General features: G+C 65.1%; 19 protein-coding genes and 1 pseudogene. 11 read left to right on the top strand and 9 right to left on the bottom strand.

Annotation, left to right across the window (positions count from 1 at the left end):
- Window positions 1–238, bottom strand: a pseudogene (locus ACS5Q0_RS24610) (outer membrane protein); the annotation flags it as partial.
- A gap of 293 nt (window positions 239–531) precedes the next feature.
- Between ACS5Q0_RS24610 and ACS5Q0_RS24605 the strand changes: the two are divergent.
- Window positions 532–1,290 carry an SDR family oxidoreductase gene (locus ACS5Q0_RS24605; RefSeq protein WP_473129288.1) on the top strand — a complete coding sequence of 253 codons (759 nt, stop codon included), beginning with the start codon at window positions 532–534 and terminating at the stop codon, window positions 1,288–1,290.
- Here the strand turns inward: ACS5Q0_RS24605 and pgeF are convergent.
- Genes pgeF through lgt form a run of 3 tightly spaced genes read right to left on the bottom strand, consistent with a single transcriptional unit; the run spans window position 1,280 to window position 3,991 of the window.
- Window positions 1,280–2,047: a peptidoglycan editing factor PgeF gene (gene pgeF, locus ACS5Q0_RS24600; RefSeq protein WP_473129287.1), complete on the bottom strand. Its 768-nt coding sequence runs from the start codon at window positions 2,045–2,047 to the stop codon at window positions 1,280–1,282. The genes ACS5Q0_RS24605 and pgeF overlap by 11 nt on opposite strands.
- Window positions 2,048–2,060: 13 nt before the next feature.
- On the bottom strand, window positions 2,061–3,137 hold the full coding sequence (locus ACS5Q0_RS24595) for a class I SAM-dependent methyltransferase (RefSeq protein ID WP_473129286.1): 1,077 nt from the start codon (window positions 3,135–3,137) through the stop codon (window positions 2,061–2,063).
- A complete protein-coding gene (gene lgt, locus ACS5Q0_RS24590; protein WP_473129285.1) occupies window positions 3,134–3,991 on the bottom strand; it encodes a prolipoprotein diacylglyceryl transferase in 858 nt (285 codons plus the stop codon). The genes ACS5Q0_RS24595 and lgt overlap by 4 nt, the downstream gene beginning before the upstream one ends.
- Window positions 3,992–4,127: 136 nt before the next feature.
- On the opposite strand from lgt, the gene ACS5Q0_RS24585 reads away from it, so the two are divergent.
- From ACS5Q0_RS24585 to ACS5Q0_RS24565, 5 genes are all read left to right on the top strand, one after another.
- Window positions 4,128–4,409, top strand: coding sequence for an accessory factor UbiK family protein (locus ACS5Q0_RS24585; RefSeq protein ID WP_473129284.1), 282 nt, complete (start codon window positions 4,128–4,130; stop codon window positions 4,407–4,409).
- 337 nt (window positions 4,410–4,746) lie between these two features.
- Window positions 4,747–5,247, top strand: coding sequence for a type III secretion system chaperone family protein (locus ACS5Q0_RS24580; RefSeq protein ID WP_473129283.1), 501 nt, complete (start codon window positions 4,747–4,749; stop codon window positions 5,245–5,247).
- Between the two features lie 87 nt (window positions 5,248–5,334).
- Window positions 5,335–6,165, top strand: coding sequence for a pyrroline-5-carboxylate reductase (proC, locus tag ACS5Q0_RS24575; RefSeq protein WP_473129282.1), 831 nt, complete (start codon window positions 5,335–5,337; stop codon window positions 6,163–6,165).
- 56 nt (window positions 6,166–6,221) lie between these two features.
- On the top strand, window positions 6,222–6,920 hold the full coding sequence (locus ACS5Q0_RS24570; protein ID WP_473129281.1) for a TetR/AcrR family transcriptional regulator: 699 nt from the start codon (window positions 6,222–6,224) through the stop codon (window positions 6,918–6,920).
- An 18-nt stretch (window positions 6,921–6,938) separates the two neighbouring features.
- The gene (locus ACS5Q0_RS24565) at window positions 6,939–7,298 is read left to right on the top strand and encodes a tRNA-binding protein (RefSeq protein ID WP_473129280.1); all 360 of its coding nucleotides are present in this window, start codon (window positions 6,939–6,941) and stop codon (window positions 7,296–7,298) included.
- A gap of 97 nt (window positions 7,299–7,395) precedes the next feature.
- Here ACS5Q0_RS24565 and ACS5Q0_RS24560 read toward each other — a convergent pair whose 3' ends face one another.
- From ACS5Q0_RS24560 to ACS5Q0_RS24550, 3 genes are read right to left on the bottom strand one after another with little or no spacing between them, the layout of a single operon-like run.
- A complete protein-coding gene (locus tag ACS5Q0_RS24560) occupies window positions 7,396–8,763 on the bottom strand; it encodes an ATP-binding protein (protein ID WP_473129279.1) in 1,368 nt (455 codons plus the stop codon).
- Window positions 8,760–9,479 (bottom strand): response regulator, encoded by a 720-nt coding sequence (locus ACS5Q0_RS24555; RefSeq protein WP_473129278.1) that lies wholly within the window; start codon window positions 9,477–9,479, stop codon window positions 8,760–8,762. The genes ACS5Q0_RS24560 and ACS5Q0_RS24555 overlap by 4 nt, the downstream gene beginning before the upstream one ends.
- 35 nt (window positions 9,480–9,514) lie before the next feature.
- Window positions 9,515–10,045: a MarR family winged helix-turn-helix transcriptional regulator gene (locus ACS5Q0_RS24550; RefSeq protein ID WP_473129277.1), complete on the bottom strand. Its 531-nt coding sequence runs from the start codon at window positions 10,043–10,045 to the stop codon at window positions 9,515–9,517.
- A gap of 161 nt (window positions 10,046–10,206) precedes the next feature.
- Between ACS5Q0_RS24550 and ACS5Q0_RS24545 the strand changes: the two genes are divergently transcribed.
- Window positions 10,207–11,094, top strand: coding sequence for a branched-chain amino acid aminotransferase (locus tag ACS5Q0_RS24545; RefSeq protein ID WP_473129276.1), 888 nt, complete (start codon window positions 10,207–10,209; stop codon window positions 11,092–11,094).
- Window positions 11,095–11,169: 75 nt separating this feature from the next.
- Here the strand turns inward: ACS5Q0_RS24545 and ACS5Q0_RS24540 are convergent, their stop codons facing one another.
- Window positions 11,170–12,414: a Y-family DNA polymerase gene (locus ACS5Q0_RS24540; protein WP_473129275.1), complete on the bottom strand. Its 1,245-nt coding sequence runs from the start codon at window positions 12,412–12,414 to the stop codon at window positions 11,170–11,172.
- Between the two features lie 181 nt (window positions 12,415–12,595).
- On the opposite strand from ACS5Q0_RS24540, the gene ACS5Q0_RS24535 reads away from it, so the two are divergent.
- The 3 genes from ACS5Q0_RS24535 (at window position 12,596) to ACS5Q0_RS24525 (ending at window position 14,674) form a co-directional block, all read left to right on the top strand.
- Window positions 12,596–12,871 (top strand): DUF3072 domain-containing protein, encoded by a 276-nt coding sequence (locus tag ACS5Q0_RS24535; protein ID WP_473129274.1) that lies wholly within the window; start codon window positions 12,596–12,598, stop codon window positions 12,869–12,871.
- 87 nt (window positions 12,872–12,958) lie between these two features.
- On the top strand, window positions 12,959–13,549 hold the full coding sequence (locus ACS5Q0_RS24530) for a hypothetical protein (RefSeq protein ID WP_473129273.1): 591 nt from the start codon (window positions 12,959–12,961) through the stop codon (window positions 13,547–13,549).
- Window positions 13,550–13,663: 114 nt separating this feature from the next.
- Window positions 13,664–14,674: a Tim44 domain-containing protein gene (locus ACS5Q0_RS24525; RefSeq protein WP_473129272.1), complete on the top strand. Its 1,011-nt coding sequence runs from the start codon at window positions 13,664–13,666 to the stop codon at window positions 14,672–14,674.
- A gap of 76 nt (window positions 14,675–14,750) precedes the next feature.
- Here ACS5Q0_RS24525 and ACS5Q0_RS24520 read toward each other — a convergent pair whose 3' ends face one another.
- Complete coding sequence (locus ACS5Q0_RS24520; RefSeq protein ID WP_473129271.1) at window positions 14,751–15,332, bottom strand: type 1 glutamine amidotransferase domain-containing protein; 582 nt, start codon at window positions 15,330–15,332, stop codon at window positions 14,751–14,753.
- A 142-nt stretch (window positions 15,333–15,474) separates the two neighbouring features.
- Here ACS5Q0_RS24520 and ACS5Q0_RS24515 point away from each other — a divergent pair, with 142 nt between their 5' ends.
- Window positions 15,475–15,696 carry a hypothetical protein gene (locus tag ACS5Q0_RS24515; protein WP_473129270.1) on the top strand — a complete coding sequence of 74 codons (222 nt, stop codon included), beginning with the start codon at window positions 15,475–15,477 and terminating at the stop codon, window positions 15,694–15,696.
- The last annotated feature ends 41 nt before the right edge of the window (window positions 15,697–15,737 follow it).

The raw sequence follows: 15,737 nt of genomic DNA, 5'->3' as shown, positions 1-15,737 counted from the left end.
TGAAGCTGGCGTCGTCATTGCTGTCAGCGAAGATGGTGTCCGTGCCGAACACGAGATCGTCGTCGCCGTTGTTGAAGCCAACACCGGCGTTCACACCGACGTAGAAGCCGGTCCAGGTGAAGATCGGGGCAGCGGCCACGATCGGAGCCGGAGGAGCGGCGCGCATGGGCAGGTCCGCAGCCGAAGCAGCACCGGCGAAGCCGACGAGAGCGACGCTAGCGAGAAGAATCTTCTTCATGGTTTCTCTTTCCTTATCGATGTCATACTCCGCACGGTCCAGGGGCCCCTGGCGCGAACGGGGTACTATCCGTTTATAGAGCGACAACCGGACGAGGGCTGTGACATGACAACCACAACACCCGAAAGGCACTGTGGCAGCAATGTGGCATTGAAATTGAGTTTCCCCTTATGGCCTCGCTGGACTCCACAACGAACAACTTGGCTATAAGTTCGCCGGCGCTGTCAAAAAATGTCATTTTCGGGGCAAAGGCCACAATTCGCGCTACGTGCTACCGTATCAAGAGGTAAAGAATGATTAAGACTGCGCTCGTGACCGGGGGAGCCCAAAGAATCGGCCGGAGCATCGTGGAGCGTCTCGCGCGGGAGGGATTCGAGGTCGCCATCCATTGCCGCCGGTCGACGGACGTGGCGGAAGAGATCGCCGCGACGATCGGAGCATCGGGCGGACGCGCCGTCGTCGTGCAGGGCGACCTCGCCGATGCGTCGTCCGTCGAGCGCCTGGTGGACGACGCGGTCATGCGCCTGGGCCGTCCATTGACGCTGCTCGTCAACAACGCGTCGGAATTCGAACCGGACGAGATCGAGACTCTTTCGCAGGAGCGCTGGGACCGGCATTTCGCTGTGAACCTGCGGGCGCCGGCTCTTCTCTCGCGGGACTTCGCGCGTCAGCTCCCATCGGATCGCGAGGGCTCCATCGTCAACATCGTCGATCAGCGGGTCTGGAAGCTCACGCCGCAATTCTTCTCGTACACGCTGACGAAGGCGGCCCTGTTTACCGCGACGCAGACCATGGCGCAGGCGCTTGCGCCGCGCATCCGCGTGAACGCGGTCGGACCCGGTCCCACCCTGGCGAACGAGCGCCAGGGGGATGAGGATTTCGGCAAGCAATCCCGCGCGGTGCTTCTCGGACATGGCGGCACCCCGGAGGAGATCGCGGAGGCCGTGGTCTATCTCACCCACGCGCGCAGCGTCACGGGGCAGATGATCGCCGTCGACGGCGGCCAGCACCTTGCCTGGGAAACGCCGGACGTGGCGGGAATCAGGGAGTGAGCGCGATCGCCGAGATCAGGCGGCCGTAATCGGGCTCCTTGCGATGGGTGGTGCGGCGATAGCTGAAGAACCGCGCCTCGTCGTAATAGGTGCATAAGTCCAGATCCACGAAGGCGCCGATTCCCGCCGCCTGCAGGCGCGCGCCGATGAAGCCGGGAAGATCGAACATGGCATGGCCCGCCTTCTCGCCGGACCGGAAGAAGCGCTCGTGCCCGGGCGCCTCCTCGGCGAAGCGCTGCACGAATTCCGGGCCCACTTCATAGGCCGCCTGGCTGATCGTGGGACCGAGCACGGCGACGATCCGACGGCGCTCCGCCCCCAGGCGCTCCATGGCCTGGAGCGTGGATTCGAGGACGCCCGTGACGGCGCCACGCCAGCCGGAATGGGCGGCTCCGATCACGCCCCCCTGCGCATCCGCGAACAGCACCGGGCCGCAATCAGCCGTGGTGATGGCGAGCGCCAGGCCCGGCGTCGTCGTGACCATGGCGTCGGCTTTCGGACGTTCGGAGCTCCAGGGGCCTTCAACGAGGACCGCGTCGGGCGAGTGCACCTGATGCACGCTGATCAGCGCCTCCGGGGTCACGGCCAGAGCTTCCGCCATTCGGCGGCGGTTTTCCCTCACCCGCTCGGGCTCGTCCGAGGAGCCGACACCTCCGTTGAGAGAGGCATAGATCCCCTCCGACACGCCGCCTTGGCGCGTGAAGAAGGCATGGCGGATCCGGGGAAGCGAGGAGAGGGCGGGGGCTTGGATGAACATGGGGCCTGAAACGTCAAGGAGCGGAGGGGCGGGGCGGCAGCCCGGGAACGGCTTCGAGAGCCTCATGGGTAACGGCCAAAACCTTAAAGAGATCTCCCATGCCCCTGTCGCCGTGCTCCGTCAGGCGCGCGAGCGCCGCATCGATATCGGCCGATTGCGCAGGTGTGGCGCGTGTCTTGAGAGAGGCGGCGCGGGCTTCGATTCCAAGGGCGAGGAGAAAATCGCGCTGCGTGCCGGGCCCGTGGACCCGAAGGCCCTGCGCCAAGGCCGTCTGCGACAGACGCTGAAAATCCACATGGGTCGTCAGATCGGCCTCGCCCGGATCCTCGAGCGGATCGACGAAGGCGTGATTTTTCAAGGCCTGCAGCGTGTCGCCGAAGGCGGGACCCCAGTAACCGTAATCGATGACGAGGGCAGCGCCCGTCTCGCGGGCGAGCCTTTGGGAAAGGCCCTGCATGATCTCGATGGACGCGGCGGGCCATTCGAGCACATCTCCGATCCGCAAAGGCTGGCCGAGCGCCTGCTCGGCTTCGGCGCGCAGGCCGAAGACGAGGCGGTCGCCTTCGAGCCCGACGAGGCGCTCGCACCAGCCCCGTTCCGTAGCGAGGAACTGGCGCACGGGAAGCGCGTCGAAGAATTCGTTCGCGACGAGCAGCATCGGGCCTTCGGGCACATCCTCCAGCCGCGCGTGCCATTGGATGGCACGCCCCGAGGGCGCAAGGACCGCCTGCTGCCGCTGCCGCAGGACGGGGCTCGTCTCCACGAGATGCACCTCAGCGGCGGCTCCGAAATCGGGCAGGAGCTTCGTCGCGCGCAGGAGATCCGCCATCAATGTGCCGCGTCCGGGCCCCAGCTCCACGAGATGCACGGGATCGGGGCGGCCCATGCCGTTCCAGGCTTCCAGCATCCAGAGGCCGAGCAGCTCTCCGAACATCTGGCTGATCTCGGGCGCCGTGGTGAAGTCGCCGCCCGTCCCCAGCGGATCGCGGGTCGCATAATAATGACCCAGGCAGAGGCTCATGTAGCGCTCGACCGTGATCGGCCCTTCGAGGGCGATCATCGCGCGCACATGCTCGCCCAGGGCCCTCATGCGGCCTCGACGGCTTTGGCCGGACGCGTGTAGCCGCGCAGCGCCATGACGATGAAGACGAGGCCCACGATCGCCATCGGCACGGAGAGCAGCATGCCCATGGTGATGCCGCCTCCCAGGCCCTCCACCGAGGAGCCGAACAGGAAGCCGAGCTGCGCATCCGGCTCGCGGAAGAACTCGCAGACGATACGGGCGATCGCATAGCCCAGCACGAAGATGCCGCCGAGAAGGCCTGGCCGCTGGAAACCGAACCGGCGCGCGGCGAACGCCATGATGACGAACAGCACGAGGCCCTCGCCGAAGGCCTCGTAGAGCTGGCTCGGGTGGCGGGGCAGGGGGCCTGCATGGGGGAACACGACGGCATAGGGGAAATCGGGCGCGGGACGGCCCCACAATTCACCGTTGATGAAATTGGCGATGCGCCCGAAGAACAGGCCGATGGGCGTCACCACGGACGCCATGTCGAGCAGCGCGAGCGCGTTGAGTCCGCGCGAGCGGGCGAACAGGACGAGGGCCAGCGCCGCGCCGAGGAAGCCGCCATGGAACGACATGCCGCCGTGCCAGACGGCAAGCGCTTCGAGCGGGTTCTGGAGATAGGCGCTCAGGTTATAGAACAGCACATAGCCGGTGCGTCCCCCCAGGACGACGCCGAGGGCGACCCAGACGATGAGATCGTCGATGTCGGTGGGCTTCGGCTGGCGGAGCGGGGTCCAGAGTTCCGTCTTCGCCGCGAGGCGCTTGGCATAGAACCACCCGCCCAGGAGGCCCGCCACATAGGCGAGCGCATACCAGCGGACCGCGAAAGGGCCGATGGAGAAGGCGATGGGGTCGATGTTGGGAAATGACAGAGGCATGATGGGCCTTCAGTGAACGCATTGCCATTGGACCGGGTGGGGACGGATCGTCAACCCTGTTGCAGTTTCGGGCAAATGCGCCCACATCTGCCTTTCCCGGGCTTTGAGGCCTCTCAAAAGGTGTGGACTTCCGAACATGACCCAATCCTCCAACCGGATCTTCGACGAACTCGCCCGTCTGGCCACCGACGCCGCCGGCGCCGCCCAGGGTGTCAGGCGCGAGGTCGAAACCGTGGTCCGCAGCCAATTCGAGCGGCTGATCAAGGACATGGACGTCGCCACCCGCGAGGAGGTCGAGGTTCTGCGCGAGATGGTGCTGGCCGCCCGCGCCGAGAACGAGCGCCTGGAAGCCCGCCTGAAGGTGCTGGAAGACAAGCTCGCCCAGTCCGGAGCGGCCGCCGCTGCCTCCGCTTCCTAGGCCATTCTTCGGCGAACTCGGTCCGGTTTGCCGTCAACCGGCGCGGTCGACGGGGCATTGGGGCTGATGCCGCACATGTGAAGTCAGCCCTTGTCTTTCGAGGTAGGGGGCTGCCTTAGAGGCATTCCTCCTGTTGTGGACAGGCCCCGATGGCGCATTGTGAGCAGGCGCAAAATCTAAGACTGTGATTCATGAGCTGATTCGGGCATGACGTGACAAGAATCTCGGATGCTTATGCGTATTCGAGATGTACTTCTCAAATATTGCTCGGATTTACGAAATAATATTGCCTCATTGTGTTTACCATAACGTAGGCAAGCAAGTTTTTTGGATCGACATGTCTCAGCATCACATCGAAATCGATCGCCTGGAACATCCTCTCGACGTTGTCGAGCGGCTGGCTTCCTTGCGACATTGGATTTTCGATCGGGCGGAAGCTGACGAAATGTCGGTCTCGGTCGCTGGTCGGTGGGCCGATTACGATATCGCCTTCACCTGGATCGAGGATGTGGAGGCGCTTCACGTGGCCTGCGCCTTCGACCTGAAGGTTCCTGAGCGGCGGCGTCAGGACGTGCTCCAGCTCATCTCCCTCATCAACGAGCAGCTCTGGGTCGGCCATTTCGACCTGTGGAGCACGGAAAACGTGGTGATGTTCCGGCATTCCCTGCTCCTGGCGGGCGGCGCGGATCCGACGCAGGGCCAGTGCGAGACGATGCTGCGCGTGGCCGTCGAGGCTTGCGAGCGTTATTTCCAGGCGTTCCAATTCGTGATCTGGGCCGGAAAGTCGGCCCGCGAGGCGCTCGACAGCGTTCTGTTCGAAACCGAGGGCGAGGCTTAAATCTCAGCCCAGAACCGGCCTCGACAGGGCAGGGCGGCTTGTGAATAGTAGCGGCCCTCGCTTCATCCATCTGCCGGAAGTTTTGTCATGTCCCTTCATCCCGAGCGCCTGCCGTCCTCTCTCATCCTCGTCGGTGCCGGCAAGATGGGAGGCTCCATGCTGGAGGGCTGGCTCGACGTCGGCATGAATCCCTCCGGCGTGACGGTCATCGATCCCCGTCCTTCGGTAGACATGGCCCGCCTGTGCGCCGAGAAGGGCATCGCGCTCAATCCGGCCGATCACCCTGCCGCACCCGACGTTCTCGTGCTCGCCATCAAGCCGCAGATGCTGGAGGATGCCGCGCCGGCGCTGAACGGCTATCTTGGCCCGCACACGCTCATCATCTCCATTCTCGCGGGCAAGACGATCGGCGACCTGACGGGCCGCCTACCCGCCGCCTCTGCAGTCGTGCGCGCCATGCCGAACCTGCCGGCGAGTATCGGACGCGGCGCGACCGGCGCGGCGGCCAATGCGGCGGTGTCCGAGAGACAGCGCCAGACCGCCGACGCGCTGTTGTCCAGCAACGGCATCGTCGAATGGCTTGCGTCCGAGGATCTCATCGACGCGGTCACCGCCGTTTCCGGGTCCGGGCCAGCCTATGTGTTCCATCTCGTGGAGTGCCTCGCCGAAGCGGGAGCCGCGGCGGGCCTGCCCGCGGATCTCGCGCAGCGCCTGGCGCGCGCCACCGTCACCGGCGCGGGCGAGCTTCTGTTCCGGAGCGATCTTCCGCCCGCGACGCTGCGGCAGAACGTGACCTCGCCGGGCGGCACGACGGCGGCGGCGCTCGAGGTTCTCATGCGCGACCCGGACGGTCTGAAAGGGCTCATGCGCGAGGCCGTGGCTGCGGCCAAGCGCCGTGCCGGGGAGCTCGCGGGCTGACAGGCGGGCCGTCGCGCCTAGATCCAACAGGCGGATGAGATGTTCAGGAGAATGCCATGACGGTGGAAAGCCCGGTCGACAAGCGCAGCGCCATCATCGACGCCCTGATGGGGCTCGCGGCCACGCGGGCCTGGAACGAGATCGAGATCAACGATATCGCGGAGGCCGCAGGCGTTTCGCTGGCCGAGTTCCGCGATGTGTTCCCCTCGAAGGGTGCGGTGCTCGGCGGCCTCTCCCGCCGGATCGACCGCAAGGTGCTGGAGGAGACCACGGATGACCTCGCCGGGGAACCGGCGCGCGAGCGCGTCTTCGATGTGCTCATGCGCCGTTTCGATGCCCTGGAGCCCTACAAGGAGGCGCTCCAGCGGATTTTCCGCGATATCCGAAACGATCCGCTCTCCCTGGCCGCCCTCCATCAGGTGGCCGTCAACTCCATGCGCTTCATGCTGGCCGCTGCCGGCATCGGCACCGAAGGGCAGCTCGGCACCCTGAAACTTCAGGGTGCGGTGCTCGTCTATTCCAATACGATGCGCACCTGGCTCAACGACGACGATCCGGCCCTCGCCAAAACCATGGCGCGCCTCGACCGCGAATTGCGGCGCGGCGAGCGCGTGCTCGAAGGCGCCGAGGATCTGCGCCGCCTGACCGCGCCTTTTCGCGCCTTCGGGCGCGCGCTGAGAGAGGGCCGGTCCACACGGCGCGCGAAACGTGAAGCCGGTGAAGGCGATGCGGATAATCCCGCGTCCGCAATCTGAAGACAAGAAGGGGGCACCATGGATCAGGCGCAATCGCTGACGCCGACGATTTCGTTCGACGATTTTCTGAAAGTGGACATTCGCGTCGGGCGCATCGTCGGCGCCGAGCCGTTTCCGCAGGCCCGCAAACCTGCCTTCAAGCTCACCATCGATTTCGGGCCCGAGATCGGTACCAAGCGCTCGTCCGCGCAGATCACCGTGAACCACACGCTCGAAGACCTCGTCGGATCCCTGGTGCTCGCGGTGGTCAATTTCCCGCCGCGCCAGATCGGGCCGTTCATGTCGGAGGTGCTCACGCTCGGCGTGCCGGATGCGAACGGCGACGTGATGCTGATCCGGCCCGACCGCGACGTGCCGGTCGGCGGAAGGCTGTATTGAGGCAGGCGTCCGGAACGAGACCCTCGCGTCATCACCGGCACAAGGCCGGTGATGACGGGACAGGGCATGACGGGCTGAGCCGATCCGGAAATGAGCCTCAAGCAGGCAGCCGCACTGTCGCGCGCAGGCCGCCGAGCGGGCTCTCACCCAGGGTGATGTCGCCGCCATGGGAGCGCGCGATGTCGCGCGCGATGGACAGGCCGAGGCCCGAGCCCCCCTCGTCCTGGTTGCGCGCTTCGTCGAGGCGCACGAACGGCTTGAACACTTCCTCGCGCAGATCCGCGGGAATGCCCGGCCCGTCGTCGTCCACATGCAGGGTCAGCCAGCGCGTTTCGTGGTCGGCGGAAATGGCGATGCGGTCGCCGTGCCGCGCGGCGTTGGAGACGAGATTGAAAAGAAGGCGCCGGAAGGCGTCGGGGCGGACGATGATGATCGGATCCCCCACGATGTTGAGTTCCGTGACATGGCCCTGGCGCTCGGCATCCAATTGCACCTCGTGGAGAAGGTTGCGCAGATCCGTCTCGCCGGCCTGCTCTCCGGCATCGCCGTTCTCACCGCGCGCGAAGGCGAGGTAGCCTTCGAGCATGCGGCTCATTTCGTCCACGTCGCGCTTGAGATCCTCGATCTCCGGCGTTTCCTCCATGAGCGCGAGGGAGAGCTTGAAGCGCGTGAGGATGGTGCGCAGATCGTGGCTGACGCCGTTGAGCATGGTCGTGCGTTGCTCGAGATTACGCTCGATGCGCCGCTTCATCTCGAGGAAGGAGTAGCCGGCCTGACGCACCTCGCGCGCTCCGCGGGGGCGGAACTCGATCTCGCGGCCCTTGCCCAGCGCCTCGGCGGCTTCGGCGAGCCTCAGGATCGGGCGGATCTGGTTGCGAAGGAACAGGATCGCGATGCCGAGCAGCACGAAGGACGAGCCGCCCATCCAGACCAGGAAGATGTGCGAGTTCGAGGCATAAGCCTGACTGCGCCGCGCGAGAACGCGCATGACGGTGCTCTGGTCGAGCTTGACGCGAATCTCCACGTAGTTGGAGCGCCCCACCGTGTCGAGCCAGTAGGGCCGGTCGATCTGCCGGCGCAGTTCGTTGGAGAGCGTCTCGTCCAGAATCGAGAAGAACGGCTTCGGGCCCGGCGGGGGAAGATCCGTGTTGTGCAGGATGTCCACGTCGAGCTGCAGGCTCTCGGATGCGATGCGCGAGAGCGTCGTCGCCTCCTTGTCCTGCGGATAGCTCTCGTAGATCTGGACGAGGGCCGCGATGTCCGCCGTGACGGCGGAGGAGAGACGGCGCGTCACCAGCTCGTAATGCCGCTCCATGAACACGTAAGCGACAACGGATTGCAGCAGGATGACGGGTGCGATGATGATGATGAGAGCGCGCGCGTAGAGACCCTTCGGCAGGAATCTGCCGAACCAGCGCGCCGCCCGGTCGAGCGGCGCATAATGAAGGGTCGCGCCAATCTTCATCTGTCGATCACGAGACGATACCCGATTCCGCGCACGGTCTGCAGGAAAATCGGATTGGCCGGATCGGTCTCGATCTTGCGCCGCAGGCGGTTGATCTGCACGTCCACCGTGCGCTCGTTCGCCGCTGCGCCGTTTCCGGCCAGCGCATCGCGGGGGACGTTGTCGCCGGTCGCCGTTCCGAGGATGGTCAGGATCTCGCGTTCACGCTCCGTGATGCGCACGATCTCGTCGCCGCGGCGCAGCTCGCCGCGGTCGAAGCGGTAGGAGAAGGGCCCGAAATGGATGATTTCGGGAACGTCACCGCCACGGCCGCCCTGCGCGGGAACGGCACGCCGGAGAATATTGCCGAGACGCAGCAGAAGCTCGCGCGGCTCGAACGGCTTCGAAAGGTAATCGTCCGCGCCGATCTCGAGGCCCGTCACGCGATCGGAGGTCTCGGACCGGGCGGTGAGCATCAGGATCGGCACCTGGGACGTCTGCCGGATGCTCCGGGCATAATCGAAGCCGGTTTCGCCCGGCATCATGACGTCGAGGACGAGGGCGTCGAACAGGAAGTTTTCGGTCTTGGACCGCGCTTCCGCCGCGCTGGCCGCCGCCGTCACGCGATAGCCGTTCTCGGAGAGAAACCGGGTCAGGAGGTCTCGAAGACGCCGGTCGTCGTCCACCACCAGGACGTGGGGGGCATGGTCGGGAATATCGATGCGGTTCGCTTCCATGGGCTCCAGGGCGTTGTTCCGGGGCCCCTGCTTTATCAGGTTTTCTCCGGCCCGAATACGAGGCGCTTCACATGCTCGCGATCGTCCGAATCGATGAGACACAGGAGATACTGGCTGACGGCCTCCTTGCCCCCGGGATCCCCGTCCGCCAGCGCCCGCATGATCCGGCGCGTCTGGAGCTTGGCGAGCTTGAGGGCCAGGTCATGGCCCTGCGGCGTGGCGTGGAGCAGCCTCTGGCGCCGGTCCGCGACGCCCATCCGGCTTTCGATGAAATCCTTCTCGATCAGTTCCTTCAGGACACGGTTCAGGCTCTGCTTCGTGATTCTCAGGATATCCAGAAGCTCGGCGATCGTCAGGCCGGGCTGGCGGCTGACGAAGTGCAGGACCCGGTGGTGCGCCCGGCCGAAGCCGTATTCGTCGAGAATGCGGTCGGGATCGCTGACGAAGTCACGATAGGCGAAGAAAAGCAGCTCGATCAGGTCATAGGCCGGCGTTTCGGCCAGAATGTCCGTATCGGGGCTTTGCTGGGGTACCTGTCTCTTGAAAGCCGGAATCGCGTCTGGCACCGTCCCTATCCAATTTTATGTCAGCCTTGTTGACATATCTCAGGACGATTGTTACTCGTCAAGTCGCTTTCGTGAAATGAATGAAACCGAAACGTCACGAGAGCGACCGGAAATTTCACGGCCCCGGTTTGCCACAAAGGTCGGCAGTTAAGGAGAAAACGATGTCCGCGACCCCCTTCGATCAACGTGATGGATGGATCTGGTACGACGGGCAGCTCGTACCCTGGAAGGATGCCCAGCTCCACGTGCTCTCGCACGGCCTCCATTACGGATCGAGCGTATTCGAGGGAGAGCGGGCCTACGGGGGCGAGATCTTCAAGTCGATCCAGCATGCCGAGCGCCTGAAGCGTTCCGCCCAGATTCTCGATTTCGAGATCCCCTATACCGTCGCCGAAATCGACGCGGCCAAGCGCCTCGTGCTGGAGAAGAACGGCATGACGGACGCCTATCTGCGTCCCGTCGCCTGGCGCGGTTCGGAGATGATGGGCGTGGCCGCTCAGCACAACAAAATCCATCTCGCCATCGCCGCCTGGGAATGGCCGAGCTATTTCGATCCGGCCCAGAAGATGAAGGGCATCCGCATCGACATGGCGGAATACCGCCGTCCCGACCCGGCGACGGCTCCCTCCACGGCGAAGGCGGCCGGTCTCTACATGATCTGCACCATCTCGAAGCATAAGGCCGAGCGGAAGGGCTATGCCGATGCGCTCATGCTCGACTGGCAGGGCCGCGTCGCCGAGTGCACCGGCGCCAACGTGTTCTTCGTCAAGGACGGCGTGGTCCACACCCCCATCGCCGATTGCTTCCTCGACGGCATCACGCGCCAGACGGTGATCGAGCTCGCCAAGCGCCGCGGCCTCGAAGTGGCCGAACGCCGGATCATGCCGGAGGAGATGGCGGGCTTCCAAGAGTGCTTCATCACCGGAAGCGCGGCGGAAGTGACCCCCGTGGCCGAGGTCGGTCCCTACACCTTCACGCCGGGCACCATCACCAAGACGCTGATGGACGACTACACCGCCGAGGTGCAGCCCAAGGCGAAGGCTGCTTAAGGCTTTTGCTCCAATCAAGCTCATCGTCATGCCCGGGCTCGTCCCGGGCATCGACGTCTCGGGGGCCGCAGCGCGTTAAAAATCCTCCGCGTCGGGGATGCGGTTGAAGGCGATCTTCGTCCCGGCATAGCCGCCGGGGATATCCACCATCGGCCCCCAATGCAGGAGCGTCTGCCCGTGACTGGCGTTGAGCCGGTCGGCGATGAGGGACAGCTCCTCCATCCGGCGTTTGAGCCGCGCCTCCGCCGTATACCCGAACAGATCCTCCCCGATATCCCTTAAGGGCACCAGATCATGCAGCGCCACATGGACGCTGCGGCTGCGGCGCATGTCCTCCCGCTCGGCATGCAGGAAGACATGGCTCAAGGCGGCCAGCAGCGAGGGGTCGTCCCAGGTGGGAGGAAAGCGCTCCTCGCCATACCAGCCCGCGCTGTCCCTGTCCGTCAGCCAGAGCGCGAGGGCGCGGGCCGAAAAGCCGGCCCGGCGCATGCGGCGCGAGGCTTTCACCAGCAGGACGCGCGCAGCGGCATAGGCGCCGCCGAGATGCCGCCAGTCGGACGGAAGCACGCGCCCGTGACCGAACATGCGCCGCTGGGTCTCGGGCCGCTCGATCGTGTAGCCGTGCAACCCCATCCACATCCGTTCGCCCTCAACGCTGCCCCAGAGACGGCGCAGCTCCTTCGGCTGAAGCCGCCAGAGAGACGCCATGTCGGTGATGCCGGCGCGCGCGAGCCGGGCGGCATTGCCGCGCGCGATGCCCGGAATGTCGGTGAGGTCGAGGGAGAGCAGGGGGGCCGGCAGATCGTCCGGGTGGAGGGCGAAGAGCCCGTCCGGCTTGTGCATCTCGGCGGCGATCTTGGCCAGGAGATCGTTGGGGCCGAGCCCGACGGAACATGTCAGCGTCGCGCCGATCCGTGTTGCAACCGCGTCCTTCACGCGCTTGCCGAGGGCAAGCCCTTCCGCCTGCTCGGACGGGAGAAGGGCGCAGACCATCTCGTCGATGGAGCAGACCGCCTTCACCGGAACCACGCTCTCGATGACGTGAAGGATCCTTCGGTGAAGCTCCACATAGCGTTCATGCCGTGCGTTCACGAACACGAAATCCGGGAAGCGGCGGCGCACGTCGCGCACGAAAGCCCCGCGCCTGACGCCCAGCGCCTTGGCCTCGCGGCTGACGGCGATCAGGCCCGTATGCTCGGAATCGACCGGAATGACTCCCATGGGCCTGCCGCGAAGATGCGGCTGCAGGTGCTGCTCTGCGCTCGCGAAGAAGGAATCGAAATCCACATAGAGCCGCTCCAGACCACCCGGCTTGCGCATGATCGCCATCCTCGTTGCAGTGAGTACGAAGCAAGAACATGGGCTTGAGGGCGAGTCGAGCGCCGGACCTGTGGATAACGGGGACGAGTCTGCAGGAGTAGCCCGTCATTCCGCAGCGGAACCAATGATCTGATTCAGATGTTCTCGTTTTAGAACAAATAGCGAACAATAGGAGTCTCGCATGGCAGCCCGCAGCAAAACCCCGAACCGCCGCCCCGGCGAGCACGAGCACAATCCCGAAGCGGACAATCCGAAGGTCAATCCGGATGCCGACAGCAATCAGATCAAGGACCCCGAGGATTGGGTGACGGGGCGCGAGCCCATGACAGGCGCCCAGGCGTCCTATCTCAAGACCCTGTCCGAGCAGGCCCACGATCCGGAGGCCTATGACCCGAAGCTCGACAAGGCCGAAGCCTCGAAACGCATCGAGCGGCTAAAATCCCATCACCACCGCTGAAACGGAGGCCGGCCGCCTTGGAACGGGGCACGGGGAGCCACACATTGCCCATAATTCGGGCCCAGACCCTGGGCCGATGTGAGTGTCATGTTTGGCCGACCCGTTGCCCCTTCCCGACGCATGCGGCGCGTCCTGAACACGCCCCTGCTGATCATGGCCGTCGTCGTGGTCCTGCTCGACGACGTCTTCCGTGCCGTCGTGGTCCCGGCCGTGCAGGCGATGGCGCGGATCGGCCTGATCCGGTGGATCGAGGCCAAAATCGCGAGATTGCCGCCTGTCGGCATTCTGATGCTGTTTCTGATTCCACTCGCCATCATCGAGCCCTTCAAGGTTTATGCCCTCTATCTTTTCGGACAGGGCCGCTTTCTCTCCGGCATCATGATGTTCGTCCTGGCCAAGGTGGTGGGCCTCGGGCTGGCGGAGCGGCTATTCGCCATCGGCCGCGACAAGCTGCTCTCGATCCGTTGGTTCGCTTGGTGCCATGCCCGCATTCTTCTGATCCGCGACCAGGTCCATGCCTGGCTCGCCCGCACGCAGGTCTGGCAGCAGGCCGTCCGCATCCTGGGCTTTGTCCGAGGGAAGGCGGCTGCCCTGCGCCGCGGCGTGGCGCGTCTTCTGCGCCGCAAAGGCCGGTTCGCGGCGGCCCGGCGCAGGGTGCGCCATTTCCGGGCCGTTTGACGTCCACAGCCCCTTTTGCAAAAGCGTTACCGTTCCCACATAAGGGCGAGAGCATCGTGCTCTGAAGGGATGAAACGGAAAATGATGAAATTTGCCTCTCGCCGAAGCCGCGTCATGGTTGCTCTGGCTGCCGCCTTGGTTCTGGCCGGCAGCGCTGCCGAGGCTCGCGTCGGCGGGGGACGGGGCAGCTTCGGATCGCGTGGCGCGCGCACCTATTCTCCGCCTCCAGCTACCCGGACGGCGCCCGATGCCGCCGCGCCCATTCAGCGCTCGCAAGTTCCGAACCAGGGCCCGAATCTCAACCGGCCCGGCACGGCGACTCCGAACGTGGCTCAGCCGCGCCGCTTCGGCTTCGGCACGGGCCTCATGGCCGGCCTCTTCGGCGCGGGCCTGCTCGGCATGCTCATGGGCAACGGGTTCTTCGGCGGCCTCGCGGGTCTCGCCTCCGTGGTGGGGCTGCTGCTCCAGATCGGCCTGATCGTGCTCGTGATCTCGTTCGCCATGAAGTGGTTTCGTCGCCGTCAGGAACCGTCTTATGCCGGTCCGCAGGGCGTCCATCGCACCATGACGGGCGGCAGCGTGCCTCCGGCCGGCGAGCGTCCTATGGCGGGCAGCTCGGCAGGTGGTCTGGCGGGTGGCCTTGGCGGCCTGGGTGGCGGTGCTCTCGGCGGAGCGCTGGGTGGCATGAACCGGTCTTCCCGCCGCCCCGCCGTGCGCGATGAAATCGGCATCGGCGAGCAGGATTACGCCGCTTTCGAGCGTTCGCTCGTCGAGCTGCAGGATGCCTATTCCCGTCAGGACATCGAAAAGCTCTGGACGATGGCGACCCCTGAGATGGCCGGCTACATCCAGGAGGAGCTCAACGATAACAAGGCGCGCGGCGTCGTGAACAAGGTCTCCGACGTGCGTCTCCTCCAGGGCGACCTCTCCGAGGCCTGGCGCGAAGGCTCGACGGATTATGCGACCGTGGCCATGCGCTTCTCGCTGGTGGACGTGCTGACCGACCAGGCGACCGGCCGTGTGCTGGAAGGCGATCCTTCGAAGCCGGAGGAGGCCAGGGAGGTGTGGACGTTCCGCCGGGATCAGGGCGGTCCCTGGAAGATCTCTGCGATCCAGCAGGATTAAATCTCTTCAAACGCATGAATGCGAAAGCGGCCGGGTTTCCCCGGCCGCTTTTTTGTTTGTGCCTTCGCGCGATCGATCACTCCGTCGCGTGGCGGCGGCCGGCGTGGGAGCCCTCGCGGATCTCCTCGATGATCTTCTTGACGAAGGCGTCGAGATCGCCCGGATTGCGGCTGGTGATCAGTCCCTGATCCGTCACCACCGTTTCGTCGCGCCACTCGCCGCCCGCGTTCTTCACGTCCGTCTTGATCGAGTGATAGGACGTGCATTTCTTGCCTTTGATCAGGCCTGCCTCCATGAGCAGCCACGGTGCGTGGCAGATCGCGGCGACGACCTTGCCGGACTCGTAGAAGGCCCGGATGATCTCGATGGCTTTCTGCTCGACGCGCAGCTTGTCGGGATTGATCTGGCCGCCGGGCAGCACGAGCGCGTCGTAGGCGGAAGGATCGACATTCTCGATATCCTTGTCGACCTTCACGCTCTTGCCCCAGTCCTTCTCGTCCCAGCCGCGGATCTCGCCGGGCTTCATGCGCGACTTGGGCGCGGCGACCTCGACCGTCGCGCCTGCCTCCGCGAGCTTCTGCTGCGGCACCATGAGTTCGGATTGTTCGAAACCGTCCGTCGCCATGATGAGGATCTTGGCCTGTTGGATGTCAGGCATGACGCTCTCCTTTGTTGTGACGTTGTGAGGGGACGCCATGGAACGGACGAGGGGAGCGGGGGTTCCAAACGCCGCGCTCGTGGAACCCGATTTGCGCGGACCTGTTGACCTGATCACGGACAAGTCAACGAGGACAAGAAGAATGGCCAATCCAGGAATGCCGACGGACGAGCCGCTGCCGGGCGGAAACATCCCGAGCGACATGCCGCCCGGCAACGATCCTGACGATCTGCCGGATACCGGGCCGACGGGCCCGCGCACGCCTTATCCCGTGAACGATCCCGGAATCACGGATCCGAAAGGGCCAGGCTCCGAGCCCGACTACCTGCCCGGAAATCCGACCGGTCCGGGAACGCGGTTCTAGACCATCGGACCCAAAAGTGGATTCCACTTTTGGGATCCATC

The organism is Microvirga sp. HS2, assembly GCF_055792805.1.
Note: the sequence above shows the minus strand (reverse complement) of the source record. Positions and strands in the feature narration are given on the sequence as shown.

Coding starts and splice junctions, on each gene's coding strand:
- ACS5Q0_RS24540 (WP_473129275.1), bottom strand. CDS start 12,414: ATGCGCAAGCCGGGTGGTCTGGAGCGGCTCTATGTGGATTTCGATTCC.
- ACS5Q0_RS24530 (WP_473129273.1), top strand. CDS start 12,959: ATGTTTGGCCGACCCGTTGCCCCTTCCCGACGCATGCGGCGCGTCCTG.
- ACS5Q0_RS24605 (WP_473129288.1), top strand. CDS start 532: ATGATTAAGACTGCGCTCGTGACCGGGGGAGCCCAAAGAATCGGCCGG.
- ACS5Q0_RS24555 (WP_473129278.1), bottom strand. CDS start 9,479: ATGGAAGCGAACCGCATCGATATTCCCGACCATGCCCCCCACGTCCTG.
- ACS5Q0_RS24570 (WP_473129281.1), top strand. CDS start 6,222: ATGACGGTGGAAAGCCCGGTCGACAAGCGCAGCGCCATCATCGACGCC.
- pgeF (WP_473129287.1), bottom strand. CDS start 2,047: ATGTTCATCCAAGCCCCCGCCCTCTCCTCGCTTCCCCGGATCCGCCAT.
- ACS5Q0_RS24585 (WP_473129284.1), top strand. CDS start 4,128: ATGACCCAATCCTCCAACCGGATCTTCGACGAACTCGCCCGTCTGGCC.
- ACS5Q0_RS24535 (WP_473129274.1), top strand. CDS start 12,596: ATGGCAGCCCGCAGCAAAACCCCGAACCGCCGCCCCGGCGAGCACGAG.
- ACS5Q0_RS24565 (WP_473129280.1), top strand. CDS start 6,939: ATGGATCAGGCGCAATCGCTGACGCCGACGATTTCGTTCGACGATTTT.
- ACS5Q0_RS24580 (WP_473129283.1), top strand. CDS start 4,747: ATGTCTCAGCATCACATCGAAATCGATCGCCTGGAACATCCTCTCGAC.
- ACS5Q0_RS24525 (WP_473129272.1), top strand. CDS start 13,664: ATGGTTGCTCTGGCTGCCGCCTTGGTTCTGGCCGGCAGCGCTGCCGAG.
- ACS5Q0_RS24545 (WP_473129276.1), top strand. CDS start 10,207: ATGTCCGCGACCCCCTTCGATCAACGTGATGGATGGATCTGGTACGAC.
- proC (WP_473129282.1), top strand. CDS start 5,335: ATGTCCCTTCATCCCGAGCGCCTGCCGTCCTCTCTCATCCTCGTCGGT.
- ACS5Q0_RS24560 (WP_473129279.1), bottom strand. CDS start 8,763: ATGAAGATTGGCGCGACCCTTCATTATGCGCCGCTCGACCGGGCGGCG.
- lgt (WP_473129285.1), bottom strand. CDS start 3,991: ATGCCTCTGTCATTTCCCAACATCGACCCCATCGCCTTCTCCATCGGC.
- ACS5Q0_RS24595 (WP_473129286.1), bottom strand. CDS start 3,137: ATGAGGGCCCTGGGCGAGCATGTGCGCGCGATGATCGCCCTCGAAGGG.
- ACS5Q0_RS24520 (WP_473129271.1), bottom strand. CDS start 15,332: ATGCCTGACATCCAACAGGCCAAGATCCTCATCATGGCGACGGACGGT.
- ACS5Q0_RS24515 (WP_473129270.1), top strand. CDS start 15,475: ATGGCCAATCCAGGAATGCCGACGGACGAGCCGCTGCCGGGCGGAAAC.